The 25,368-nt window shown below is 59.6% G+C and carries 24 protein-coding genes and 1 riboswitch; of the genes, 11 read left to right on the top strand and 13 right to left on the bottom strand.

The features are described from left to right. Positions 1-36: 36 nt before the first annotated feature. The 4 genes from NWV16_RS26560 to ahcY all read right to left on the bottom strand — a co-directional run bounded on the left by NWV16_RS26560 (position 37) and on the right by ahcY (position 5,553). Positions 37-1,902 carry a DEAD/DEAH box helicase gene (locus NWV16_RS26560; RefSeq protein WP_260521348.1) on the bottom strand — a complete coding sequence of 622 codons (1,866 nt, stop codon included), beginning with the start codon at positions 1,900-1,902 and terminating at the stop codon, positions 37-39. Positions 1,903-2,124: 222 nt separating this feature from the next. After that, positions 2,125-2,937: an ABC transporter substrate-binding protein gene (locus tag NWV16_RS26555; RefSeq protein WP_260521347.1), complete on the bottom strand. Its 813-nt coding sequence runs from the start codon at positions 2,935-2,937 to the stop codon at positions 2,125-2,127. 168 nt (positions 2,938-3,105) lie between these two features. Beyond that, positions 3,106-3,951 carry a methylenetetrahydrofolate reductase [NAD(P)H] gene (gene metF, locus NWV16_RS26550; protein WP_260521346.1) on the bottom strand — a complete coding sequence of 282 codons (846 nt, stop codon included), beginning with the start codon at positions 3,949-3,951 and terminating at the stop codon, positions 3,106-3,108. A 192-nt stretch (positions 3,952-4,143) separates the two neighbouring features. Further along, complete coding sequence (gene ahcY / locus NWV16_RS26545; protein WP_065261843.1) at positions 4,144-5,553, bottom strand: adenosylhomocysteinase; 1,410 nt, start codon at positions 5,551-5,553, stop codon at positions 4,144-4,146. Positions 5,554-5,575: 22 nt separating this feature from the next. Further along, positions 5,576-5,674, bottom strand: a riboswitch (S-adenosyl-L-homocysteine riboswitch). Positions 5,675-5,871: 197 nt separating this feature from the next. Here ahcY and NWV16_RS26540 point away from each other — a divergent pair. Next, complete coding sequence (locus NWV16_RS26540; RefSeq protein WP_134334142.1) at positions 5,872-6,279, top strand: acyl-CoA thioesterase; 408 nt, start codon at positions 5,872-5,874, stop codon at positions 6,277-6,279. Positions 6,280-6,352: 73 nt separating this feature from the next. Beyond that, complete coding sequence (locus NWV16_RS26535; protein WP_260521345.1) at positions 6,353-7,240, top strand: formate/nitrite transporter family protein; 888 nt, start codon at positions 6,353-6,355, stop codon at positions 7,238-7,240. Here NWV16_RS26535 and NWV16_RS26530 read toward each other — a convergent pair whose 3' ends face one another. Beyond that, positions 7,241-8,506, bottom strand: coding sequence for a cation:proton antiporter (locus NWV16_RS26530; RefSeq protein ID WP_260521344.1), 1,266 nt, complete (start codon positions 8,504-8,506; stop codon positions 7,241-7,243). A 238-nt stretch (positions 8,507-8,744) separates the two neighbouring features. Here NWV16_RS26530 and NWV16_RS26525 point away from each other — a divergent pair, with 238 nt between their 5' ends. Both NWV16_RS26525 and NWV16_RS26520 read left to right on the top strand, forming a co-directional pair. Next, complete coding sequence (locus tag NWV16_RS26525; RefSeq protein ID WP_260521343.1) at positions 8,745-9,578, top strand: EamA family transporter; 834 nt, start codon at positions 8,745-8,747, stop codon at positions 9,576-9,578. 37 nt (positions 9,579-9,615) lie between these two features. Beyond that, entirely contained in the window at positions 9,616-9,999 is a 384-nt protein-coding gene (locus tag NWV16_RS26520) for an MAPEG family protein (protein ID WP_260521342.1), read from the top strand. Positions 10,000-10,048: 49 nt separating this feature from the next. Here NWV16_RS26520 and NWV16_RS26515 read toward each other — a convergent pair whose 3' ends face one another. Next, on the bottom strand, positions 10,049-11,221 hold the full coding sequence (locus NWV16_RS26515; protein WP_260521341.1) for a murein transglycosylase A: 1,173 nt from the start codon (positions 11,219-11,221) through the stop codon (positions 10,049-10,051). 127 nt (positions 11,222-11,348) lie between these two features. Here NWV16_RS26515 and NWV16_RS26510 point away from each other — a divergent pair, with 127 nt between their 5' ends. Next, positions 11,349-11,798, top strand: a complete 450-nt coding sequence (locus tag NWV16_RS26510) for a cytochrome c (protein ID WP_260521340.1) — start codon at positions 11,349-11,351, stop codon at positions 11,796-11,798. A 52-nt stretch (positions 11,799-11,850) separates the two neighbouring features. Here the strand turns inward: NWV16_RS26510 and NWV16_RS26505 are convergent, their stop codons facing one another. The 4 genes from NWV16_RS26505 to NWV16_RS26490 all read right to left on the bottom strand — a co-directional run bounded on the left by NWV16_RS26505 (position 11,851) and on the right by NWV16_RS26490 (position 16,374). Continuing rightward, entirely contained in the window at positions 11,851-12,246 is a 396-nt protein-coding gene (locus tag NWV16_RS26505; RefSeq protein ID WP_065261835.1) for a DUF1090 domain-containing protein, read from the bottom strand. 96 nt (positions 12,247-12,342) lie between these two features. Next, the gene (gene ligB, locus NWV16_RS26500; protein WP_260521339.1) at positions 12,343-14,022 is read right to left on the bottom strand and encodes an NAD-dependent DNA ligase LigB; all 1,680 of its coding nucleotides are present in this window, start codon (positions 14,020-14,022) and stop codon (positions 12,343-12,345) included. 147 nt (positions 14,023-14,169) lie between these two features. Continuing rightward, complete coding sequence (gene metK, locus NWV16_RS26495) at positions 14,170-15,360, bottom strand: methionine adenosyltransferase (RefSeq protein ID WP_065261833.1); 1,191 nt, start codon at positions 15,358-15,360, stop codon at positions 14,170-14,172. Positions 15,361-15,378: 18 nt separating this feature from the next. Then, positions 15,379-16,374, bottom strand: a complete 996-nt coding sequence (locus tag NWV16_RS26490) for a metalloregulator ArsR/SmtB family transcription factor (protein ID WP_260521338.1) — start codon at positions 16,372-16,374, stop codon at positions 15,379-15,381. A 258-nt stretch (positions 16,375-16,632) separates the two neighbouring features. Here NWV16_RS26490 and tkt point away from each other — a divergent pair, with 258 nt between their 5' ends. The 6 genes from tkt (at position 16,633) to fba (ending at position 22,846) form a co-directional block, all read left to right on the top strand. Continuing rightward, positions 16,633-18,630, top strand: a complete 1,998-nt coding sequence (gene tkt, locus NWV16_RS26485) for a transketolase (protein ID WP_260521337.1) — start codon at positions 16,633-16,635, stop codon at positions 18,628-18,630. Between the two features lie 151 nt (positions 18,631-18,781). Then, positions 18,782-19,834 (top strand): erythrose-4-phosphate dehydrogenase, encoded by a 1,053-nt coding sequence (gene epd / locus NWV16_RS26480; protein ID WP_260521336.1) that lies wholly within the window; start codon positions 18,782-18,784, stop codon positions 19,832-19,834. Between the two features lie 12 nt (positions 19,835-19,846). Continuing rightward, positions 19,847-21,010 carry a phosphoglycerate kinase gene (locus tag NWV16_RS26475; RefSeq protein WP_260521335.1) on the top strand — a complete coding sequence of 388 codons (1,164 nt, stop codon included), beginning with the start codon at positions 19,847-19,849 and terminating at the stop codon, positions 21,008-21,010. Positions 21,011-21,044: 34 nt separating this feature from the next. Next, positions 21,045-21,266, top strand: coding sequence for a hypothetical protein (locus NWV16_RS26470; RefSeq protein ID WP_065261798.1), 222 nt, complete (start codon positions 21,045-21,047; stop codon positions 21,264-21,266). A 57-nt stretch (positions 21,267-21,323) separates the two neighbouring features. Continuing rightward, positions 21,324-21,656 carry an MliC family protein gene (locus tag NWV16_RS26465; RefSeq protein ID WP_260521334.1) on the top strand — a complete coding sequence of 111 codons (333 nt, stop codon included), beginning with the start codon at positions 21,324-21,326 and terminating at the stop codon, positions 21,654-21,656. A gap of 125 nt (positions 21,657-21,781) precedes the next feature. Beyond that, the gene (gene fba, locus NWV16_RS26460; RefSeq protein ID WP_064380164.1) at positions 21,782-22,846 is read left to right on the top strand and encodes a class II fructose-bisphosphate aldolase; all 1,065 of its coding nucleotides are present in this window, start codon (positions 21,782-21,784) and stop codon (positions 22,844-22,846) included. Between the two features lie 163 nt (positions 22,847-23,009). Here fba and NWV16_RS26455 read toward each other — a convergent pair whose 3' ends face one another. The 3 genes from NWV16_RS26455 to NWV16_RS26445 all read right to left on the bottom strand — a co-directional run bounded on the left by NWV16_RS26455 (position 23,010) and on the right by NWV16_RS26445 (position 25,322). Continuing rightward, complete coding sequence (locus NWV16_RS26455) at positions 23,010-23,969, bottom strand: hypothetical protein (protein WP_260521333.1); 960 nt, start codon at positions 23,967-23,969, stop codon at positions 23,010-23,012. Between the two features lie 326 nt (positions 23,970-24,295). Then, positions 24,296-24,748, bottom strand: coding sequence for a hypothetical protein (locus NWV16_RS26450; RefSeq protein WP_260521332.1), 453 nt, complete (start codon positions 24,746-24,748; stop codon positions 24,296-24,298). Between the two features lie 28 nt (positions 24,749-24,776). After that, positions 24,777-25,322 carry a hypothetical protein gene (locus tag NWV16_RS26445; RefSeq protein ID WP_260521331.1) on the bottom strand — a complete coding sequence of 182 codons (546 nt, stop codon included), beginning with the start codon at positions 25,320-25,322 and terminating at the stop codon, positions 24,777-24,779. Positions 25,323-25,368 lie beyond the last annotated feature (46 nt).

Raw genomic sequence — 25,368 nt, 5'->3', positions numbered from 1 at the left:
TTGCGACCGGGGGCGTTTTTTATTGCCCGGTGAAACTCAGCGATTGCGGGTCAGCAAGGCCGGTTTTTCGCCGCGGGGGCGGCTTGGCAATTGATCGAGCTGCTCAGGCGTCGGAAAACGGTCGATTTTCGATTCCTTGTGCATGATCTTCGGGCCGCTGCTGCGCGGGTTCTGCACGGCCGGTTCGCCACGTTGCTGATCGTCACGGGCCGGACGGCGGTTGCGCGAGTTGTCGTCGCGACGACCCTGGCCATCACGCGGAGCACCGTTGCGAGGACCGTTGCGTTTGCCCTGGGAGGCTCCGTTGCCCGAGCCGCTCCCGTTGCGGCCACCATTGCGGCCCTGGGACTGGCCATTGCGTGGTGCGCCCTGACCTTGACCCTGTCCACCCGGGCGACGGCCACGACCTGCGGCCGGCGTCTGTTTGGGTACGTAGTCGACGCGGTTGCCGAAGTTATCGATATCGTCGTCGAGGAATTCATCCGGTGCGCGATCGGCAGGAGGACGTGGCGGCTGGCTCGACTGGCGCGACTCACGGGCCGGAGTGCCCTCGCGCTGCTTCTGCTGACGGGCCGGACGCTCGCCACGCTCACTGCGCTCACCACGTTCGCCGGCCGGTTTTTCCTTGCCTTTGTCCTTGCCCTTGTCCTTGCGGCCACCACCATTCGAGCCGTCACCGCGTGGGCCGCGGGCATTGCGGGAGTTGCGCATGTCCGGACGCTCGCGCACTTCCGGCTTCTCGGCCTCGATGGCGCTGGCATCGAAGCCCATCAGGTCGCCGTCGGCGATTTTCTGTCTGGTCATGCGTTCGATGCTTTTCAGCAGTTTTTCTTCGTCCGGTGCCACCAGCGAGATCGCTTCGCCCGAACGACCGGCGCGGCCGGTACGACCGATGCGGTGCACGTAGTCTTCATCAACGTTCGGCAGCTCGTAGTTGACCACATGTGGCAACTGGTCGATGTCCAGACCGCGGGCCGCGATGTCGGTGGCGACCAGGACGCGCACCTGATTGGCCTTGAAGTCGGCCAGGGCCTTGGTGCGGGCGTTCTGGCTCTTGTTGCCATGGATTGCTACAGCCGGCAGGCCATGTTTGTCCAGGTACTCGGCCAGACGGTTGGCGCCGTGCTTGGTGCGGGTGAACACCAGCACCTGCTCCCACGCGCCGGCGGTGATCAGGTGCGCCAGCAAGGCACGCTTGTGGCTGGCCGGCAGACGGAAGACGCGTTGTTCGATGCGCTCGACCGTGGTGTTCGGCGGCGTCACTTCGATGCGTTCCGGGTTGTGCAGCAGCTTGCCGGCGAGGTCGGTGATGTCTTTGGAGAAGGTCGCCGAGAACAGCAGGTTCTGGCGTTTGGCCGGCAGGCGGGCGAGGACTTTCTTCACGTCATGGACGAAGCCCATGTCGAGCATGCGGTCGGCTTCGTCCAGCACAAGGATTTCAACGTGGGACAGGTCGATGCTGCCCTGGCCGCACAGGTCGAGCAGACGCCCCGGGCAGGCGACCAGCACGTCCACGCCACGGGACATGGCCTGGACCTGCGGGTTCATGCCGACGCCGCCGAAAATGCAGGCGCTGACGAATTTCAGGTCACGGGCGTAGATCTTGAAGCTGTCGTGAACCTGGGCCGCCAGTTCGCGGGTCGGGGTCAGGACCAGGACGCGCGGTTGGCGCGGGCCGTGGCGCTGGGATTTGTCCGGGTGACCGTTGGGGAACAGCCGTTCCAGGATCGGAAGGGCGAAACCGCCGGTTTTACCGGTACCTGTCTGTGCCGCAACCATCAGGTCGCGACCTTGCAACACGGCGGGAATGGCCCGCTGTTGCACCGGAGTAGGCTCGGTATAGCCCGCGTCTTCGATAGCGCGGACCAAAGCCTCGGAGAGACCGAGGGAAGCAAAGGACATGAGTAATCCTGTTTCAGTTAGGGCTTGGCCCAATGGGAGTCTTGCCTGGCGCGAATGGCGTTCAAGAGGACGCAATCCCGTCCGGTCCTGCTGCGGTACCGAAGGCACGTCCGGAGCGCTCGCGCGGGCTGAAAAGCTGCGCTGTAGCGGGGCGGGAGGCCTGTTACGGTTCCGGGCGTCCGGGCGTGAGCCTGGCGGGAACGCCGGAGTATAACAGAGCAATCACTGTGCGCCGCGTTCCTGCTGCTCAACGGTTTTGCCGCTGGCGGTGGCGCTGCTCAGCGGTTTGCCCGGAACCGGCGCTGCGCCGTAGCGCGTACTCAGTTCGGCATAGGCCGGCTCGCGCTTGAAACGCTTGAGTTCAGCGCCGAAGCGCTGCACCAGCAAATCCATCCCGACATTGCGCCTTACGGCCAGAAACTGGCTCTGGCGGCTGATGACGACGGGGTTCTCGGTGATCTGGTCGCGAATATCCAATTCATCGAGCAAGTGCTGACCCACGCGGCGATCGGTGATCAGCAGGTCGATGCGCCCACGCACCAGTTTGCCGAAATTGGCTTCGTGGGTCGGGGCCGGTTCCCGGTTGAACAGGGTCGATTCGCTGAAGTCCGGACTGTACAGATAACCTGGCGAGGTGCCGATGGTCAGACCCTTGAGGTCCTGCAGAGTACGAAACGGGTGCGGTCGCTCGTTGGCGTAAAACATCACGAATTCCACGTCCGACAACGGTTCGCTGGGGTAGAGGAGGGTGGCGTCTCGTTCGTCGCTGTGAAAGATGTCCAGCGCACCGTCCGCCTGGCCGGTTTCGAGCATCGACAGGCAGCGTTTCCAGGGCAGGAATTGCCATTCGACGTCGATTCCCAGGCGCTTGAACACGATGGCGGTGGTTTCGAAGTCCAGACCGAGCTTCTTGCCGTCGGCTTCGTACACGTACGGTGCCCAGGGTTCGGTGACGATACGCAGCTTTTCGCCTCGAGCCGCAAAGCTCAGGCAAGCAAAAACCAGCACGGCGAATAACTGCGTGATCAAAGGCATGACTTGAGATTACGACGAGAAACGCCAAAGAGCCAGAAACTGGCTGCAGAAGCTCTGTTTCGGGCCTTGAAAGCAAAAGATCGCAGTGGCGACAACCCCACGGGAACTGTCGAAACTTGCGATCTTCCGATGTTGCATGAAACGTTCAACGTGAGCCGTGATGCGGTCTCAGCGCGGCAGCTTCAGATTGTTCCAGATCGCCAGGCTGGGTTCGGCCTGGTTCATGGAGTAGAAGTGCAGGCCGGGTGCACCGCCTTGCAGCAGACGTTCGCACATTTCGCTGACGACCTGTTCGCCAAAGCGCTGAATGCTTTGGCTGTCATCGCCGTAGGCTTCCAGTTGCTTGCGGATCCAGCGCGGAATTTCCGCACCGCAGGCATCGGAGAAGCGTGCGAGCTTGCTGTAGTTGGTGATCGGCATGATCCCCGGAACGACCGGAATGTCCACGCCCAGCGCCTGCAAACGGTCGACGAAGTAGAAATAACTGTCGGCGTTGAAGAAGTACTGGGTGATCGCACTGTCGGCGCCGGCGCGGGCCTTGCGCACGAAGTTGGCGAGATCGTCTTCATAGTTGCGCGCCTGCGGATGCATCTCCGGGTAGGCGGCGACTTCGACGTGGAAATGATTGCCGGTTTCTTCACGAATGAATTCGACCAGTTCATTGGCGTGACGCAACTCGCCGCTGGTCATGCCCATGCCGGATGGCAGGTCGCCACGCAGGGCGACGATGCGCTTGATGCCGGCAGCCTTGTACTCGTTCAGCAGGCCGCGCAGGTCGTCCTTGCTGTCGCCGACGCACGACAGGTGCGGGGCGGCGGGGATTTTGACTTCGCTTTCCAGCTGCAGCACGGTGTTCAGCGTGCGGTCACGGGTCGAACCGCCCGCGCCGTAGGTGCAGGAAAAGAAGTCGGGATTGTAGGTGGCCAGCTGACGGGCAGTGGCAAGCAGTTTTTCATGCCCGGCATCGGTCTTGGTCGGGAAGAACTCGAAGCTGTAGCGACGTTCCTGGGACATCGGGGGACCTCCAGTTACGAGCGGCAAGCTACAAGCTTCGAGAGAAGCGGAGGTGCGCTGATCTCTCGTGCGTGAAACCTGCTGCCTGAAACTGTTTTGAAATAGGGGCAGAGCTTCAAGCTCCGTACGGCAAGCCCGGCTTTTGACCTTGCTTGCCGCTTGAAGCTTGAAACTCGCAGCTGCTCTTGGCTCTTAGTAGCGGTAAGCGTGCGGCTTGAACGGGCCTTCGACGGTCACGCCGATGTAGTCAGCCTGTTGCTTGGTCAGTTTGGTGACCACGCCACCGAAGCCGCGAACCATTTCCAGGGCCACTTCTTCGTCGAGTTTCTTCGGCAGTACTTCAACGGTCAGGCGCTCGGCTTTCTGGGCGGGCGACAGGTCGGCGTACTTCTGGCCGAACAGGAAGATCTGCGCCAGAACCTGGTTGGCGAACGAACCGTCCATGATGCGGCTCGGGTGACCGGTGGCGTTGCCCAGGTTCACCAGACGACCTTCGGCCAGCAGGATCAGGTAGTCGTCGTTCTGCGCATCGAATGCGCCAGGGCCGGTACGGTGGATCTTGTGTACCTGTGGCTTCACTTCTTCCCATGCCCAGTTCTTGCGCATGAAAGCGGTGTCGATTTCGTTGTCGAAGTGACCGATGTTGCAGACAACGGCGCGCTTCTTAAGGGCTTTGAGCATGTTTGCGTCGCAAACGTTGACGTTACCGGTGGTGGTCACGATCAGGTCGATCTTGCCCAGCAGCGCCTTGTCGATGCTCGCTTCGGTGCCGTCGTTGATACCGTCGATGAACGGCGAAACCAGTTCGAAACCGTCCATGCAGGCTTGCATGGCGCAGATCGGGTCGACTTCGGAGACCTTGACGATCATGCCTTCCTGACGCAGGGACTGGGCCGAACCCTTGCCCACGTCACCGTAGCCGATGACCAGCGCCTGCTTGCCGGACAGCAGGTGGTCGGTGCCGCGCTTGATGGCGTCGTTCAGGCTGTGACGGCAGCCGTACTTGTTGTCGTTCTTGGACTTGGTCACCGAGTCGTTGACGTTGATGGCCGGGATGCGCAGTTCGCCCTTGGCCAGCATGTCCAGCAGGCGGTGAACGCCGGTGGTGGTTTCTTCGGTCACGCCGTGAACGCGGTCCAGAACCTGTGGGTATTTCTTGTGCAGCAGCTCGGTCAGGTCGCCGCCGTCGTCGAGGATCATGTTGGCGTCCCAAGGCTTGCCATCCTTCAGGATGGTCTGCTCCAGGCACCACTCGTACTCTTCTTCGGTTTCACCTTTCCAGGCGAAAACCGGGATGCCGGCAGCGGCGATGGACGCGGCGGCCTGATCCTGAGTCGAGAAAATGTTGCAGGACGACCAGCGCACTTCGGCACCCAGGGCAACCAGGGTTTCGATCAGCACGGCGGTCTGAATGGTCATGTGGATGCAGCCGAGGATTTTTGCGCCCTTGAGCGGCTGCTCGGAAGCGTACTTGCGGCGCAGACCCATCAGGGCCGGCATTTCCGACTCGGCGATGATGGTTTCGCGACGGCCCCAGGCAGCCAGGGACATGTCGGCAACTTTGTAATCGTTAAAATCTGCAGGCGTGATAACAGCGCTCATGAGAGCCTCCATTCGTAATGTATGCGAATGGGCGCCGTTGTGCGTTTAGTGTCCGGCCTGAGCCGGTCAACGCCCCATCCGAGCCTGACAGGTTGAACCTGCTGCAGCGCCCCTCGGACAGGTGGCGGGAAAACGGTATCAAGTGAAGGTTACCGTTTTGAAACGGGGGCGATTATAGCCGTCTGGACTGATCTTCCAAAGGGTTTCTGTCGGCCAGATGAAGATCGCCAATCGCGACCATAGTAGAAGCCTCATGGAGCATGACCGCTCAGTCTGCCAAGATGGCCCCATCATTCGGCAAGACGCTCAGGAGTGAAGATGAATTTCCACACCCGCAAGTGGGTAAAACCCGAAGACCTCAACCCCAACGGCACCCTGTTCGGCGGCAGCCTGCTGCGCTGGATCGACGAAGAGGCAGCGATCTACGCCATCGTTCAACTGGGCAACCAGCGCGTGGTGACCAAATACATTTCCGAGATCAACTTCGTCAGCGCCTCGCGCCAGGGCGACATCATCGAACTGGGCATCACCGCCACCGAGTTCGGTCGCACCTCGATCACCCTGACCTGCGAAGTGCGCAACAAGATCACCCGCAAAAGCATCCTGACCGTCGAGAAAATGGTCTTCGTCAACCTTGGCGAAGACGGCCTGCCGGCGCCGCATGGGCGGACCGAGATCAAGTACGTCAAAGACCAGTTCAAGGATGACGTGCCCGTTACCGAGTAATCGGCGCACTCCACAGAACCGAAGCCGGGCGGCGTGTGTCGTAGCCTTATGACCCCGCCACCGGTTTCCCGCCATGACTACACCAACAGAAGGCAAGAACCCTGACCTCTCGGCCAAGGAACAACACGAAGTCGAGAAAAACCAGCCGCCCCGGGCGGCGGTCCTGCATGAAATCATCCGCAAACAGGGCGATCAGGAACTGGACCGCAGCATGGCCGCGTTGTGGTGGTCGGCGCTGGCGGCCGGGCTGACCATGGGCCTGTCGCTGATGGGCATGGGGTTACTCAACTCCCGTCTGCCCGAGGGCGACGAATTCAAGGTGATCGCCAGCTTTGGCTACTGCGCAGGTTTTCTCGCGGTGATCCTGGCTCGCCAGCAGCTGTTTACCGAAAACACCCTGACCGCCGTTCTGCCGGTCATGACCAAACCGACGCTCGGCAATTTTGGGCGGCTGATCCGGCTCTGGACAGTCGTGCTGTTCGGCAACCTGTGCGGCACGATTCTGGTGGCCTACGTGATGCTGGAACTGCCGATCTTCGACAGCAAGACCGACATCGCCTTCCTCGAAATCGGTCGCAAGGTCATGGAAAACCATGCCGGCCAGATGTTCGCCAAGGGCATCGTTTCCGGCTGGATGATCGCCACCATGGTCTGGATGATCCCGTCCATGGAAAGCGCGAAGGTGTGGATCATCATCCTCATCACCTACCTCATGGCGCTGGGCGACTTCACGCACATCGTAGTGGGTTCGGCGGAGGTGTCGTATCTGGTGTTTGCCGGCGAGTTGCCGTGGCGTGATTTCTGGGCGGTGTTTGCCGGGCCGACCCTGGCGGGGAACATCATCGGCGGCAGTTTCATCTTCGCCCTGATCAGCCATGCGCAGATCCGCAGCGAAAGCGGTGCGCCGAAAGAATCGGCGGATCAGGCCGAAAAGCCTGATCCGCAGCAGATCAGAAAATGATCAGTGGTGCGTCGGTTCGGCGGTGGTCGCCGGTTCATCTCGGGTGGCGTGCCGGACCAGTTTGCCGATGGTCAGGCCCTGCAACAGGATCGATGACAGCACCACGATGTAGGTGATGCTCAGCAGCAGATCGCGCTCCGTACCCAGCGGCAGGGCCAGGGCCAGGGCCACCGAAACGCCGCCGCGCAAACCACCCCAGGTCAGGATCCGGATAGTGCCGCGCGGCACCGTGCGCCAGCGGCGCAACAGGACAATGGCAGGTGCCACGGTGAGCAGGCGCGACAGCAGAATCGCCAGCGCCAGCAAACTTGCCGCTGCCACGTGCAGCCAGTTGAACGGCAGCAGCAACAGCTCCAGACCGATCAGCGCAAACAGCAGGGCGTTGAGCATGTCGTCGAGCAATTCCCAGAAACCGTCCAGGTATTTGCGCGTCATGTCGTTCATTGCCAGATTGCGACCGAGGTTACCGATGATCAGACCAGCGACCACCATCGCAATCGGCGCCGAAACGTGCAACTCGGTGGCCATCGCCGAGCCGCCGATGACCAGCGCCAGGGTCAGCATGACTTCGATCTGGTGCTGCTCGATGCTCTTGATCATCAGGTACACCAGATAACCGATCAGGCCGCCGAACAGCACGCCGCCGATGGCTTCATGGGCAAACAGCAGGGCGGTGGCGCCGATGGTCGGGGTTTCGCCCAGTTGTGCGATGCCCAGCAACACGGTGAACACCACCACGGCGGTGCCGTCGTTGAACAGCGACTCGCCGACGATGGTGGTCTTCAACGGTTTCGAGGCATTGGCGGTGCGCAACACGCCGAGCACCGCGATCGGGTCGGTCGGGGAAATCAGTGCGCCGAACAACAGGCAGTAGAGGAAGCTCACGTGCCAGCCGAACAGGGCGAAGATGTAGTAGGCGAGGCTGCCGATCACGGCGGTGGCGATCAGCACACCGAAAGTTGCCAGCAGACCGATGGGCCAGCGGTAGCTGCGCAGGTCGTTCAGGTTGACGTGCAGGGCGCCGGCGAACAGCAGGAACGACAGCATCCAGTTCATCAGCAGATCACCGAAGTCGATCTGGCCGATCAGTTGCTGCACGCGTTCTTCAAGGCCGGGATAACCGAGCAGGCTCAGGCCTTGCAGCAGCAGGGAAAACATCAGAGCGGTCACCATCACGCCGATGGTCGGAGGCAAACCGATGAAGCGGAAATTCACGAAGGTCAGCAGGGTGGTGAGGCAGATGAATGCGGCGACAAGTTCAAGCATCCGGGGTCCTTTGGATGGGAGGTGAAAAGACAGCGCGCCGGTTCGAGGGCGCAAGGGTTGGATGGGTAGACACCGGGCGGGGGCACAGTTGCGTGTTCCGGGCAGGATTTTCGGGATTTTGTCTGCGCATGACCGGGTGTATCGAGGTCACTTGACGTATAAACATCACCTGACACATCGCGAAGCAAAGACCTGATCAAGTGGCTCAGGTTCAACAGCAGGCATGAAGGAGCGGGACGTGCTGGCGACAGTTCTGGTGTTGATGGCGGCGCTGCTGCACGCCGCATGGAATACCCTGATCAAATTCAGCGCCGAGCGCCTGCTGGTGGTGGCCTGCATGGACACCGTGGCGCTGTTGTTCGTGGCGCTGGCGTTTCCTTTCATAAGCTTGCCGCCGGCAGAAATCTGGCCGTGGATTCTGGCCTCGGCGGCGTTCGAGCTGCTGTATCGCTATCTGTTGATCCAGGCCTATCGGGTCGGCGACCTGGGGCTGGTCTACCCGTTGATGCGCGGATTGTCGCCATTGGTGGTGCTGGCGCTGACCCTGATCTTCGCCGGTGAAGTGCTGACCACCCAGCAGATCTTCGGAATCATGCTGATCCCGCTGGGCATGGCCTGCCTGCTCTGGCAGGGCGGTGGCGGGAAACACTTGCCATGGTCGATGCTGCCGGTGGTGGCGCTGATCGGGCTGTGCATCGGTTGTTACACCTACATCGATGGCCAGGCCTTGCGGCGCTGGTCGCATCCGCTGGATTACCTGGTCTGGGTCACGCTTCTCAGCGCCTGGCCGTTCCCGATGCTGGCGTGGGTCGCCAGGCGGCCGGCGTTTCTGCAGTTCTGGCGCGAACAATGGAAGCTGGGGCTGGCAGTCGGGTTCTGCGTGTTGTTCAGCTACGCTCTGGTGCTGTGGGCGATGCAGTTGGGGTCGATTGCTGAAGCGGCGGCGTTGCGTGAAATCAGCGTGATTCTCGTGGTGCTGTTCGGCATGCGCTACCTGAAAGAACCTTTCGGCCGGCCACGGCTCTTAGCCTGTGGGCTGGTGCTGATCGGCATGCTGGTGATGAAGTTCTGACCCGCCAACACTCTAAAAACTGAAGAAGGACGGCGTTATGACGGTGGCTCTGTGGTGCGTTTTCATTGCGATTTTTCTGCCCTACGTGTGCACGGGCGTGGCCAAGGCTGTCGGTGGTTACCGGCTCAGTGACAATCACGATCCCCGGGACTTCCTGGAAAGCCTGAACGGCGTGGCCCGACGGGCCCATGCGGCGCAATTGAACAGTTTTGAAGTGACACCGGCCTTTGCGGCGGCAGTAATCGTCGCGCACCTGGTGGGCACGGCGGAGCTGGTGACGGTCAATGTGCTGGCAGTGCTGTTCATCACCAGTCGCCTGCTCTACATCATTTGCTACCTGGCGGACTGGGCGATTCTGCGGTCGCTGGTTTGGTTTGTCGGGATGGGGCTGATTGCCAGTTTCTTCTTCGTTTCAATCTGAAGCTGGAAGGATCGCAGGCTGACGAGGCCGGCGATCCTTCGCGCAGCGCTTATTGCTTGTCGGCCACCTGCGGCACTTGCGGCAATGCCGCGCCTTTCGGCCAGAGCATCCAGATCTGCCCCTGCTGCTTCATGTCGCCGGCCAGTTGCCCGGCGGCATCGCCGGTGCCCCAGAACAGATCCGCACGAACCTCGCCGGCAATCGCACCGCCGGTATCCTGCGCCGCCACCGGGCGTACCAGCGCCGTGCCATCCGGGCGGGTGGTCGACAGCCACAGCAGGCTTCCCAGCGGAATCACCTTGCGATCCACCGCCGCGCTGTAACCGGCGGTCAGCGGCACATTCAACGAGCCGCGCGGGCCTTCGTTGCTGTCCGGGTTGCGGGTGAAGAACACATAACTCGGATTGCTTCCCAGCAGTTCCGGGATACGCGACGGGTTGGCCTTGGCCCAGTTGCTGATCGCGCCCATGGTCACGTCTTCTTTCTTCAACTCGCCCTGTTCCACCAGCCAGCGTCCTATCGGACGGTATGGGTGACCGTTCTGGTCGGCGTAGGCGATACGCAGCTGTCGGCCGTCATCGGTCTGAATCCGCCCTGAGCCCTGGATCTGCAGAAATTGCAGGTTCATCGGATCGGTCAGCCAGGCCACCACCGGTGCCTTCACCCCTTTGCTCTCGATGGTCGCGGCGTCGTCGTAAGGCTTGAGTACCCGACCTTCGAGGCGTCCGCGCAGGCGCTTGCCTTTCAGTTCCGGGTAAATGCTGTCCAGCGAAACAATGATCATGTCCTCCGGCACGCCATACACCGGTACGTTGGCAGTGGCGGTCTGCGTCAGGCTGCCGGGATAGACCGGTTCGTAGTAGCCGGTGATCAGGCCGTTGGGATTGTCGTTTTCGGCGCGCAGGCCAAAGACGTCGAGGTTCTGTTTGAGGAAGCTGCGAATGTCGCCGGCGCTTTGCGGCACATTGGCTGCCGCTGCGCAGGTGGCGCCCCAGATCGGGTCAGCCTTGAGCCGGGTGCAGGCGCTGCGCCACGAACCGAAACCGGCCACCAGATCGCTGTCGGAAACCGCAGGCAGAGATTCCCAGGTGGCGCTGGAGTAAGTGGCCAGTGCGTGGGTTTTCGGCTTGGCACTGTCGCCGCCGGTGCAGCCGGCGAGGATCGCCAGCAGCGGCAGGGTAGCGACGAGCGGGTGACGCCAGGCCTTGAAACGGCTGTTCATGGAGAATTTCCTGTGTCGGTTGCTGCGTGCTCCATGCGCGCCAGCAACCCGTATTGTTAATAGGGCTATTGGTGTTTGGCGGTGACGCGAGGATACTGGCCGCCGAATTCCGTGACCTGAAGCCACCATGACTCTCAAAAGAATTTCTGTTGTATTGCTGGCCTGTCTGACCTTGTCCGCCTGTGGCGGTGTCGATCCCAACTCTCCGCTGGGTCAGCGCAAGGCGATCTTCAAGCAGATGCTCAAAACCGGCGAAGACCTGGGCGGCATGCTGCGCGGACGCATTCCCTTCGACGGGCCGAAATTCACGGAGGGCGCGATCAAGCTCGATGCGCTGTCCCATGAACCGTGGAAGCATTTCCCTTCGGTGCGCGAAGAAGATCACACCAGCGCCAGGGACGATGTCTGGCAGCGACAGGCACGTTTCCAGGAAATGGCCCGCACTCTTGAGGCCGCCACCGGTGAGCTGGTGATCGCCAGCAAGGTTCAGCCTTACAAGGCCAGCAACCTTGGGCCGGCGGTGCAGAAGGTCGAAGATGCCTGCAGTGCCTGTCATAAAGAGTTTCGGGATCATTGATCCTGATGTGCGGTGACGGAGAAGGCTCCTTCACCGCCTATGGCCTGCCGGATCACTTGTCCAGTTCGTCCAGCGCGTCCTGCAATTCCTTGCGCGATTCGGCGAGCTTGTTCTTGCGCTTGTCGATTTTCTCCGGGTCGCCTTTCTTCATGGCCTTGTCGAGGTCGGCCTGGCGCTTGCTCACTTCATGCTTGGCATCGAGCACCTTGTTTTCGCGTTCCTTCTTCAGGCCGGCATCGGTGCAGTGTTCGGTGACTTCGCGCAGGGCGGTTTCGAGGCCAGCCTGCTGGTCAGCATTGCCACGGGATTTGGCCTGTTCGATCTGATTGATGATGCCTTGCTTCTTGGCGGCACAACCGGTCAGGCCCGGGGCGTCTTCGCCAGCCATCGCGGAGGCGGCCATTGCGCCGCAAAGAGTCAGCAGGGCGAGCGGTGCGAGAAATTTCATAAAAGCTCCATGTGCAAGGGCAATCGGGTCGGGGAAGCACTGCGCTGTTGGAGCGCCTCGCCGACCGTTGGGTTCCCGGCGTACCGGGATGCATGTTCAGAAACCGTCGATTCCGGCGGTGCGCAAGGTTTCACTCAGGGCCAGTACCTGCGGGTCGCGGAAAAAGGCGCTCAATTGCGCCGCACGACCGGGGCCGATTCCGGGTTCTGCCTGCCATTGTTCGGTATTTCGTTGTGCCAGCGCTTGCCATGAATCAGCCAGGGTGGCCTGACCGGTTGGCGGCAGTCCGAGGGCTTTGAGCCACTGGGTGAACGGCCGCTGGCGAGCACTGTGAAAACTGTGAAGCAGGCGAGCACTGCTGCGCTCGCCGAGGCCGGCAATCTTAGCAAGCTCTGGCTCGTCGAGGGTCAGCCAATCCAGCAGGCTGTTCAGTCGGCCTGTTTCCAGAAGTTTCTCCCACGTACCGCGACCGACATGGGGCAGTGCCAGTCCCTGTTTGCCGCCAAGCCAGGTCAGGCGCGCGAGGAATTGACTCTCGCATCCGGGCGTCGGTTGCCAGCAGCTCAGGGAGTGAAAGTCACTGGCGAGCGGCACCTTGAGCTCGACACGCTCCGGGCTGCGCAGCACAACGCTGTCGAGCCGCGGAATGGTCATTCCTGCCAGGCTGATCGCCACCTGATCACCGGGACGAATGTCCAGTTCCTGCCAACGATTCAATGAGCTGACGCTGACTCGCCTGATCTGGCGGTCATCGAGCCTGACCGGCGCCAGTTCCAGCACGGGAGTGATACGCCCGGTGCGGCCGACCTTGAAATCGACCTTGCGCACATCGGCCAATACCTGGGCGAACGGGTATTTCCAGGCCACGGCCCAATAGGGTGAGCGCGCCTGCCAGCGTTCGGCGGGAGGACGCTGGCTCTGCCGCAAGACAATGCCGTCACTGGCGAACGGCAATGGCGAGTGATACCAGTGATCGCGCCACTTTTGCGCGTCGGCAAGACCACCGACGGGTTGGCTGTAAGGTTCCGTCGTGGCGAAGCCCAGTGTCGTCAGCCCGGTGATTCGTTCTTTCAGGGTGTTCGGTCCCAACGGCCAGTCCCACACGAAAAGCCCGATACCCGCTGCCTGTTCGACGCTCAAGTCCTTGCGTCCCATCAGGCCGGCAACGGTCGCGCGGGCGTTGGCACTGCCGGTGCGGGCCTGGATATGGTCGTTGAGTCGCCAATAGAGTTCACCCTGCACCGACAGATCCAGAGGTTGTGTCAGCTGTCGGGGAATGGCGTTGATCTTCTGCGCCGAGGCCGTCCAGTCCTGCCCGCGAACGCCGTCGCCGCGACTGATCGCCTGTTGTAACCGTCCGGCGCGGTAGATCAGCGTGACGGCCACGCCATCGACCTTGGGCTGTACCCAGACCTCTTTGCGGTTACGCAGCCATGCTTCGACGCTTGCTGCATCGTGAAGCTTGTCGAGGCCGGTGTGGACGATTGGATGCGCGACCGGACCTGATGCGGTGCGGAACGGCCTGGTCGGTGAGGGCAGTTTGAAGCACTGGCGCCATTCGCCGAGCCGGATGCGGGACTGGTCATAAAGTTCGTCGGCGATCAGCGAGCGGCCTTCGCGGTGATAGGCGTCGTCCCACTGATCGATCTGCTGTTGCAGGGCGGCGATTTCGCTTCGGGCCCGGTCGGCAGCCCAGTCCGGGCAATCGTCAGCGAAGGCGCCGAGGTGGATGGAAAACAGCAGGAAAAAACCAGACAGGCGCGATATGGCAAGCATCGTGAGCGTCCTTGCTCAGGGAGATACCTGAAGGCTAGCCCGGATTTTCAATCGGGCCGGGTGGCTGTTTTGCCGGGTGTTTCGCGGCCATGAAAAAGCCCCGCACGGCGCGAACCGTGCGGGGCTTTTTGTGCCGCCAGGGAAGTCTTACAGGCCGGCTGCCGAACGCAGGGCGTCGGCGCGGTCGGTTTTTTCCCAGGTGAAAGTGGAGAAGGTGTCTTCGCCAACAGTCTTGGTCTGCGGAGTACGACCGAAGTGGCCGTAGGCTGCGGTGTCCTGGTACATCGGGTGCAGCAGGTCGAGCATGGTGGTGATTGCGTATGGACGCAGGTCGAACACTTCGCGGACCAGTTTGATGATCTTGTCATCGCTGATCTTGCCGGTGCCGAAGGTGTTCAGCGAGATCGAGGTAGGCTGGGCCACACCGATCGCGTAGGAAACCTGGATCTCGCAACGCTCGGCCAGGCCGGCAGCCACGATGTTCTTGGCAACGTAACGGCCGGCGTAGGCAGCCGAACGGTCAACCTTGGATGGGTCCTTGCCGGAGAACGCGCCGCCGCCGTGACGGGCCATGCCGCCGTAGCTGTCGACGATGATCTTGCGACCGGTCAGACCGCAGTCGCCTACCGGGCCGCCGATGATGAACTGGCCGGTCGGGTTGATGTGGAACTGGGTGTCCTTGCTCAGCAGTTCTGCAGGCAGTACGTGCTTGACGATCAGCTCCATCACGCCTTCGCGCAGGTCGTTGTACGACACTTCAGGGTTGTGCTGGGTCGACAGCACCACGGCGTCGATGCCGACAACCTTGCCGCCTTCGTAACGGCAGGTCACTTGCGACTTGGCGTCCGGACGCAGCCATGGCAGCAGACCCGATTTGCGGGCTTCGGCCTGGCGCTGTACCAGCTGGTGCGAGAAGGTGATCGGTGCCGGCATCAGCACGTCGGTTTCGTTGCTGGCGTAGCCGAACATCAGGCCCTGGTCGCCGGCGCCCTGGTCTTCAGGCTTGGCACGGTCAACGCCCTGGTTGATGTCAGGGGACTGCTTGCCGATGATGTTCATCACGCCGCAGGTAGCGCCGTCGAAGCCGACGTCGGAGCTGGTGTAACCGATGTCGCAGATCACGTCACGAACGATCTGTTCCAGGTCGACCCATGCGCTGGTAGTCACTTCACCGGCCACGATGGCCACGCCAGTCTTGACCAGGGTTTCCACGGCCACGCGTGCGTGCTTGTCCTGGGCGATGATGGCGTCCAGCACTGCATCGGAAATCTGGTCGGCGATTTTGTCCGGATGCCCTTCAGACACGGACTCGGAGGTGAAGAGGGAGTATTCGCTCATCTCGATGTTTTCCTGAATTTACCGATGGTGAGTGTCGCCAGACGGCCGCTGAAAGTGGCGGACCTGGATCTGGAAACCATTACGTAAGCCTACATAGAGGCTTTCCCCGGGAACGAGTCCCGCAGCGGTGGCCCAACGGGCCAGATCGTCCTGTTCAAACCCCAACCACAGATCACCGCAGGCCTCCCTGGCCCAACTCTGGTTGTGGCTGCATAACTCTGTCACGAGCAGGCTACCGCCCGGTTGCAGCAGGCCGGCCATGTGCTTGAGCGCTTCGGCCGGCGCAGCGAAATGGTGCAACACCATGTTCAATACCACGCAATCGGCCTGAAGGCTTGTGCCATTCAATGCATCGGCCAATCGCAGGCTGACGTTAGTCAGCTTTTCACGTTCACACACCTGTCGCGCCAGTTCGAGCATCGCCGCGCTGTTGTCCAGTGCGGTTACGGTGCCGAAGCGGCGTGCCAGTTCCGGCAGGAATGCTCCATCGCCGGGGCCGACTTCGATGGCCGAGGCTGCACCATCGAAATTCAGTTTGTCGAGCAGGGCCAGCACGCTGTCACGGTACTGCGGGAGTCCGGCAATCAAGTCCTGCTGAGCGCGGAATTTTTCCGCGACCCGGGCGAAAAAGTCCTGGCTGGCAGCAGCCCGTTGTCCGTGGACCTGGCCAATGCGTGCCTGCACATCGTCCGGCAGCGCCAGATTGTCGACTTCTTCTAACAGGGCGCTGTGCAACTTGCCGCCCAGCAGCTCGGTATGGGGCAGGGCGCGGCGATAGAAAATCGCGTTGCCTTCGCGGCGGGTGGCCACCAGATCCGCCTGTGCCAGCACCTTCAGGTGGTGGCTCATGCCGGACTGACCGATACCGAAAATCTGTGCCAGCTCCAGTACGCCGAACGAATCGTTGGCCAGGGCGCGCAATACATTCAGCCGCAGCGGATCGCCGCCGGCCTTGCACAGGGCCGCCAGCTCGTCGCAATCGTCATGGCGAATGGAAGGCACACGTAAATTCATAGGGCCGCAGTCTAGTGATGGCCGAAAAACACCGCAAGGGCAATATCAAAAAGTTTTGATATTGCTCGATGGATGGCACTTCTCACGGACCGGTCAGCTCTACAAACGAACAGCGGAAAGGTTTCATCAACCGAAACCGATGTTATCCATGGGAAAAACGCCTCCGGATGACTATCTGTCATTGCCCCGAGGCGCTCGGGTGAGGGAAAATGCCCTCCTTTTTTCCGTTTCAATCCATTCACACCCAGGAGATCAGCGATGCCTAGCCGTCGTGAGCGTGCCAACGCCATTCGTGCCCTCAGCATGGATGCCGTGCAAAAAGCCAACAGCGGCCATCCCGGTGCCCCCATGGGTATGGCAGATATCGCCGAAGTGCTTTGGCGCGACTACCTCAAGCACAACCCGAGCAATCCATCGTTCGCCGACCGTGACCGCTTCGTGCTGTCCAACGGTCACGGCTCGATGTTGATCTACTCGCTGCTGCACCTGACCGGTTACGACCTGTCGATCGACGACCTGAAGCAGTTCCGTCAACTGCACAGCCGTACCCCGGGCCACCCGGAATTCGGTTACACCCCGGGCGTTGAAACCACCACCGGCCCGCTGGGTCAGGGCCTGGCCAACGCCGTGGGCTTCGCCCTGGCTGAAAAGGTCCTGGGCGCGCAGTTCAACCGTCCCGGCCACAACATCGTCGACCACCACACCTACGTGTTCCTGGGTGATGGCTGCATGATGGAAGGCATTTCCCACGAAGTCGCTTCCCTGGCCGGCACTTTGGGCCTGGGCAAGCTGATCGCCTTCTACGATGACAACGGCATTTCCATCGACGGCGAAGTCGAAGGCTGGTTCACCGATGACACGCCGAAGCGTTTCGAATCCTACAACTGGCAGGTGATCCGCAACGTCGACGGTCACGATCCGGAAGAGATCAAGACCGCCATCGAGACCGCTCGCAAGAGCCCGCTGCCGACCCTGATCTGCTGCAAGACCACCATCGGTTTCGGTTCGCCGAACAAGCAGGGCAAGGAAGATTGCCACGGCGCCCCGCTGGGTGACGCGGAGATCGCCCTGACCCGTCAGGCGCTGAACTGGAACCACGGTCCGTTCGAAATCCCGGCCGACATCTACGCCGAATGGGATGCCAAGGAAAAGGGCCGTGCGGTCGAAGCCGAGTGGGATCAGCGTTTCGCTGCCTACTCCGTCGCATTCCCGACCGAAGCCAACGAACTGATCCGTCGCCTGAGCGGCGAGTTGCCGGCCGATTTCTCCGAAAAGGCCGATGCCTACATCGCGGACGTCGCGACCAAGGGCGAAACCATCGCCAGCCGTAAAGCCAGCCAGAACACCCTGAACGCGTTCGGTCCGCTGCTGCCGGAAATGCTGGGCGGCTCGGCGGACCTGGCCGGTTCCAACCTGACCCTGTGGAAAGGTTGCAAAGGCGTCAGCGCCGAGGACGCCAGCGGCAACTACATGTACTACGGCGTGCGTGAGTTCGGCATGACCGCCATCATGAACGGCGTCGCCCTGCACGGCGGTCTGGTGCCTTACGGCGCGACCTTCCTGATGTTCATGGAATACGCCCGCAATGCTGTGCGCATGTCCGCCCTGATGAAGCAGCGCGTGATCCACGTCTACACCCACGACTCCATCGGTCTGGGCGAAGACGGCCCGACGCACCAGCCGATCGAGCAACTGACCAGCCTGCGCAGCACGCCGAACCTCGACACCTGGCGTCCGGCCGATGCCGTTGAATCGGCGGTGGCCTGGAAAAATGCCCTGGAGCGCAAGGACGGCCCGTCGGCGCTGATCTTCTCCCGTCAGAACCTGCAGCATCAGACCCGCGACGCCGGCCAGATCGCCGACATCAGCCGTGGTGGCTACGTGCTGAAGGACTGCGCGGGCGAGCCTGAGCTGATTCTGATCGCCACCGGTTCGGAAGTCGGTCTGGCCGTTCAGGCCTTCGACAAACTGACCGCACAGGGCCGCAAGGTGCGCGTGGTTTCCATGCCATGCACCAGCGTGTTCGATGCCCAGGACGCCAGCTACAAGCAATCGGTCCTGCCGTTGCAGGTCGGTGCGCGTATCGCGATCGAAGCGGCTCACGCCGACTTCTGGTTCAAGTACGTGGGTCTGGAAGGTCGCGTGATCGGCATGACCACCTACGGCGAATCGGCTCCGGCTTCGGCACTGTTCGAAGCGTTCGGCTTCACCCTGGAAAACATCCTGGGTCAGGCTGAAGAGCTGCTGGAAGACTGATACAGATCAGGTGTCGTCTTAACTGACACCATCGCGGGCAAGCCCGCTCCCACATGGGCGATGTAGATCCTTGTGGGAGCGGGCTTGCCCGCGATGGCGGTCGGTCGGGCAACATCGCTCTGACTGATACACCACGGTAATCGAGAACCCCATGCCTCAACCGCGTCCCTACAAAGTTGCACTCAACGGCTACGGCCGGATTGGTCGTTGCGTCTTGCGTGCGTTGTTCGAGCGAGGCGAGAAGGCTGGCTTCGAGATTGTCGCGATCAACGATCTGGCCGACATGGCCAGCATCGAATACCTGACACGCTTCGACTCCACTCACGGTCGGTTCCCCGGCGAAGTGAAGGTCGACGGCGATTGTCTGCATATCAATGGCAACTGCGTGAAAGTCCTGCGCAGTGCCACCCCTGAAGGCATCGATTGGGCGTCGCTGGGCGTCGATCTGGTGCTCGAATGCTCCGGCGCCTGGCACACCCGTGAAGACGGCCAGCGTTTCCTCGACGCTGGCGCGCCGCGTGTGCTGTTCTCGCAGCCGATGGCCAGCGAGGCGGATGTCGACGCCACCATCGTTTACGGCGTCAATCAGGATTGCCTGACCGGCGAAGAGTTGCTGGTGTCCAACGCTTCCTGCACCACCAACTGCGGCGTGCCGCTGCTGCGTCTGCTGGACAAGGCGATCGGCCTGGAATTCGTGTCGATCACCACGATCCACTCGGCGATGAACGATCAGCCGGTCATCGACGCCTATCACCACGAAGACTTGCGCCGCACCCGTTCGGCGTTCCAGTCGGTGATCCCGGTGTCCACCGGTCTGGCGCGGGGCATCGAGCGCCTGCTGCCGGAACTTGCCGGGCGAATCCAGGCCAAAGCCGTACGCGTGCCGACGGTCAACGTGTCCTGCCTCGACATCACGATGCAGACTGCGAGTGACACCGACGCCGATGAGGTCAACCGGATCCTGCGCGACGCCGCCACCAGCGGCCCGCTCAAAGGTCTTTTGGCCTACACCGAACTGCCTCACGCAAGCTGTGATTTCAACCATGACCCACATTCGGCCATCGTCGATGCCAGTCAGACCCGCGTTTCCGGCCCACGGCTGGTGAACATCCTGGCCTGGTTCGACAACGAATGGGGTTTTGCCAACCGAATGCTGGATGTTGCAGAACACTATCTGCAGACAGCGACTTCAAAAAAACCGTAGGAAGTGCGACCCATGACCGTGTTGAAGATGTCCGACCTCGATCTGCAAGGTAAGCGCGTATTGATCCGCGAAGACCTCAACGTCCCAGTCAAGGACGGTGTTGTCACCAGCGATGCGCGTATCCTGGCTTCGCTGCCGACCATCAAGCTGGCCCTGGAAAAAGGCGCAGCGGTGATGGTCTGCTCGCACCTGGGTCGTCCGACCGAAGGCGAGTTCTCCGCCGAAAACAGCCTCAAGCCAGTCGCCGACTACCTGAGCAAGGCCCTGGGCCGCGAAGTGCCGCTGGTGGCTGACTACCTGGGCGGCGTTGACGTCAAGGCCGGCGACATCGTGCTGTTCGAAAACGTGCGCTTCAACAAGGGCGAGAAAAAGAACGCCGACGAACTGGCCCGGCAATACGCCGCCCTGTGCGACGTGTTCGTGATGGACGCTTTCGGTACTGCTCACCGCGCCGAAGGTTCGACCCACGGTGTGGCCAAGTTCGCCAAAGTGGCCGCTGCCGGCCCGCTGCTGGCCGCTGAGCTGGATGCACTGGGCAAGGCCCTGGGCAACCCGGCCAAACCGATGGCGGCCATCGTTGCCGGTTCCAAGGTCTCGACCAAACTCGACGTGCTGAACAGCCTGAGCCAGATCTGCGATCAACTGATCGTCGGCGGCGGCATCGCCAACACTTTCCTCGCGGCAGCCGGTCACCCGGTCGGCAAGTCGCTGTACGAGCCGGACCTGCTGGACACCGCCCGCGCCATCGCCGCCAAGGTCAGCGTGCCGCTGCCGGTGGACGTGGTGGTTGCCAAGGAATTCGCCGAAAGTGCTGCAGCGACCGTGAAACTGATCGGTGATGTGGCAACTGACGACATGATCCTCGACATCGGCCCGCAAACCGCGGCCAACTTCGCCGAGCTGCTGAAATCTTCGAAAACCATCCTGTGGAACGGCCCGGTCGGTGTGTTCGAGTTCGACCAGTTCGGCAACGGCACCAAAGTGCTGGCCGAGGCCATCGCCGAAAGCGCAGCGTTCTCGATTGCCGGCGGTGGCGACACCCTGGCGGCCATCGATAAATATGGCGTGGCTGAAAAGATCTCCTACATTTCCACCGGCGGTGGCGCGTTCCTCGAATTCGTCGAAGGCAAGGTGCTGCCGGCCGTTGAGGTCCTGGAAAGCCGGGCCAAGGCCTGAGGCCGCCCGTTTGGCCAGGCAAAGGAGTGTTCAGATGGTCAAGTCGCTAGCGCTGTTGTTGCTGACCGGTACATTGGCAGCCTGCGGGAGTCATCCGAAGGCTGCGCCCGAGCCGGCACCCGGCGAGGACCGTAAAGGCTGCTACCAGGCCGACTGGCAGGCCGAAACCAACCCGGTGCTGAACAAGCGCTCGGGGCCGGAAGGCCTGGACAAATACGAGACGCAAACCCCGGCCAAGGAACATGGTTGCCCTTGACCGGTCTGACTCTTTAACTCAGGGCCGGCGGCGTGTGCTGCCGGTTGAGGAACACGGATGAAAGGCTTGATCGCCGTTGCGGCGCTGGGATTGTTGGGTGGTTGCGCGCAGTGGAACCCGTTCCAGTCGTCCGCCCCTGTGGACAACTGGACCACCTGGACCTGCGACAGCCAGGCCAAGGTGCTGTGGCGCTACACCGACGCCGGCCAGAAGGAAGTCGATGTACGGCTGGGCGGTGGCGATCAGGTCTATCGCCTGAAAGAAGAGCCGGGCGCCTCGGGCGCTTTGTACAGCGACAACATGCTGGCGTTTCACATCAAGGGTAATGAAGGCCTGGTCTACTGGGTCGCCACCAATGATCTGATCGGCCGGGGCTGCAAAGCCGAATAAAACAGAATTTGCTGTATCGAATCACCAGACCGGGCCTCAACCCCCGATCTGCAATCACTTGAATAGCCGCCGCCGCTCCGGCAGGCTGGCACGATTAACGACCCAAACCGGGAGAGAGACACACAATGGCACTTATCAGCATGCGCCAGATGCTGGACCACGCAGCCGAGTTCGGTTACGGCGTTCCAGCCTTCAACGTCAACAACCTTGAGCAGATGCGCGCCATCATGGAAGCCGCTGACAAGACGGACTCCCCGGTGATCGTCCAGGCTTCGGCCGGTGCCCGCAAATACGCCGGTGCCCCGTTCCTGCGTCACCTGATCCTGGCGGCGATCGAAGAATTCCCGCACATCCCGGTGTGCATGCACCAGGACCACGGCACCAGCCCTGACGTCTGCCAGCGTTCCATTCAACTGGGCTTCAGCTCGGTGATGATGGACGGCTCCCTCGGCGAAGACGGCAAGACCCCGACCGACTACGAATACAACGTCCGCGTGACCCAGCAAACCGTGGCCATGGCTCACGCCTGCGGCGTATCGGTTGAAGGCGAGCTGGGCTGCCTGGGTTCCCTGGAAACCGGCATGGCCGGTGAAGAAGACGGCATCGGCGCCGAAGGCGTTCTGGATCACAGCCAGATGCTGACCGACCCGGAAGAAGCTGCTGACTTCGTCAAAAAGACTCAGGTCGACGCCCTGGCCATCGCCATCGGCACCAGCCACGGCGCCTACAAGTTCACCAAGCCGCCTACCGGCGACGTGCTGGCCATCGACCGCATCAAGGAAATCCACAAACGCATCCCGAACACCCACCTGGTGATGCACGGTTCCTCGTCGGTTCCACAAGAGTGGCTGGCGATCATCAACCAGTACGGCGGCGACATCAAAGAAACCTACGGCGTACCGGTTGAAGAAATCGTCGAAGGCATCAAGCACGGCGTGCGCAAGGTCAACATCGACACCGACCTGCGTCTGGCATCCACCGGCGCCATGCGTCGCCTGATGGCCACCAACCCGAGCGAATTCGACCCGCGTAAGTTCTTTGGGGAAACCGTAAAAGCAATGCGCGATGTCTGTATCGCTCGTTACGAAGCGTTCGGCACTGCTGGCAACGCTTCGAAGATCAAGCCGATCTCGCTGGAAAACATGTATCAGCGTTATCTGAAGGGTGAGTTGAACGCCAAGGTCAATTGAAACTGGGTGTTTAGCCGATTGAATGAAAAATCCGCCGAGAGGCGGATTTTTTATGGGCGACGATATTCTCGGGTCATGAGGCTATCCAAAAGCCAGAGCAAACGGCGAGAAGAGAACGGATATATTTACTAAACAGCGGCTGCTGCTTGATTGTCCCCTTTGATTAGGTGAGGGTAGAAGTTTTAGTTCCTTCTAAGAGAATGAACAGTTTAGCAGTCCGAATGAGACTAAATTCGCTTGTAAGGGATCTGCCTTCGGTTAAAAAGTGTATGTTGTCAGGATTAATAAGGATCGGAAAGTCTGAGGAATGGTGCGGATTTAGCAGGACGTTCCCCGGATTATCCGGGTCGTGTATTGAATAATAATCTTCATGAGGTTCGCCGACTATAGTAAGGCTACTATAAATTTCTTCATCAATACTCAATTTTTTTATGTTTTCGATCTTCACTGTGTTTGTAATGTTTGTAGTCGGTGAAGTTATCTTTATAGTTTGTAGTTTCTCTTCAGCGGACTCGATTTTACCTTCCAGTACTTTTGATTTGTTATTTTCTGATACCACGACAACGATTTTGGCGCCAGGCATACAAATAATTTTTGGCTGAATGTTTGAGTCGCTCATTTTTTCAGGGAGGGTAGAAGTGTCAGGTTTTTCTAAGAGAATTAACAGTTTAGTAGTCTGAATGGGTGTGAATTCGCTTGCAAAGCTTGGTACTCCAACGGGCACAACTGAAAATTCTTGAATATCAACATCATCGTCCGATCCGTATAGTTGAGATAGGAGGGGGTTGGGTAGTTGGTTTAGTCGGAGCGATTCTTGCAGGACGTTACTCAGATCAGCCGGGCCGGGAATTTTATAATATCCTTTTTCATCTTTTTGAAATTTTCTGACTATACGAGCATCATCAAGAGAGCTTGCATCAAGCATCACTTGTTTTATGTTTTCGATCTTTACTGTGTTTGTAATGTTTGTAGTGGCTGAAGTTATATTTATAGTTTGTAGTTCCTCTTCAACGGACTCGATTTTACCTTTCCGTACTTTTAATTTGTTATTTTCTGATACCGCGACAACGATTCTGGCGCCAGGCATACAAATGATTTTTGGCTGAATCTGTGAGTCACTCATTTTTTCAATCTCCTGGAGGGGTGTTGCATAAGATTGAATTTTTTTTGTTAACTGAAAACTGTCAGAGTTGACAGTTTTTTATGATTTTTTGAATTGCGCGTTATTCAGTCCTGCAATATCGAAACAGGATTGAGTGGGTGGCTTTTCACATTTTTTGATAAGAAATGGTTCAAGCAATGGGGTCAACCAAAGAATCCGCCATGGGTGGGTTCTTTGGTTTCTCGCTTGCAGATCAGTGATTACATTTTTCAATAAATACATCCGTCCTCTTATCGTATCTTTGCTTGTCGTCTATCGGGTCCTTATCGAAGGAGGGCGTACAGAACCTAGGGAAACCAGAAGCCATAGAAAGAACGAGTGACCGCGTAAACCACGTTTGCAAGCGATATTTCTGCCCAGATTTCATAACCAGGATCGTTTCCAAAACCCTCCGTTTGAGTATTGTTATCTCTATATGGCAGGCTAAACACAGTTGCAGAGTTCGGGGAGGTGATCGTCACCGGTGCAAATATAATTGTTGGCGGTGACGGGCTATAAGGTTGGCCATTAGGTGCCATGACGAGGTCTGCATATATTGTGAGGAGGCTGCCAGGAACAACGTTTGGTGTGGGTGGAAAAATGAAGCGTGTTCCCGAAGCCTTTTTATAAGGGCCGGGATTTCTCTGAAAACCAGCTGGCAGAATATTTCCGTTGGCTCCCGGCGTTCCAGCGGCAAGAAAATCAGGAGATTGCAAAGCTGGCGCAATGAAGAATGGAGGAGGGGTGGTGGGAGTTGCCATGACGTTCACCTTTCATGCTGTTGGGTTGTTATTCTTGTGTGGATGTTAAATCAATTAAGATGCAAGCGGGAGATGAAAGTTCTAGGTCCTTCTTAAAAGATCTAATAGTTGTAGGAGCCTGATAGAAATGTCCGATTCTAATGAATGGGTCTAAACTAAATATTATATCGTTTCCATCGATTAGATAGTATTCAACGTCAGGATTAGCGAGCGAAGATTCTAAAGATCGAACTACAGGGGTTTCGGGTAAATGGGATAGTTGGGGTGGCGGGAAGTTCAACAGATCAACCAGGTTGGGTATTGTATAACCTCCATTTGCATCTTTTTGAAATTTGCTGACTATCTGAGCATTACTAAAAGCGCCTGCACCAAGCACCGCTACTTTTATGTTTTCGATGTTCACTGTTTTTCTAATGTTTGTAGTATCTAATCTTAGCATTACAGTTCGTTGTTGCTCATCAATGAACTCGATTTCACCCTCCACAACTTTTAATATTCCATTTTCTGATATCACGCCACTGAATGGGGCGCCAACCGTATAATAGATTTTTGGCTGAATCTGTGAGTCACTCATTTTTTCAATCTCCTGGAGGGGTGTTGCATAAGATTGAATTTTTTCT

This window comes from Pseudomonas sp. BW7P1 (assembly GCF_024981055.1).
Taxonomy (GTDB): Bacteria; Pseudomonadota; Gammaproteobacteria; order Pseudomonadales; family Pseudomonadaceae; genus Aquipseudomonas; species Aquipseudomonas bananamidigenes.
This window is presented reverse-complemented; position numbering and strand designations above follow the sequence as displayed.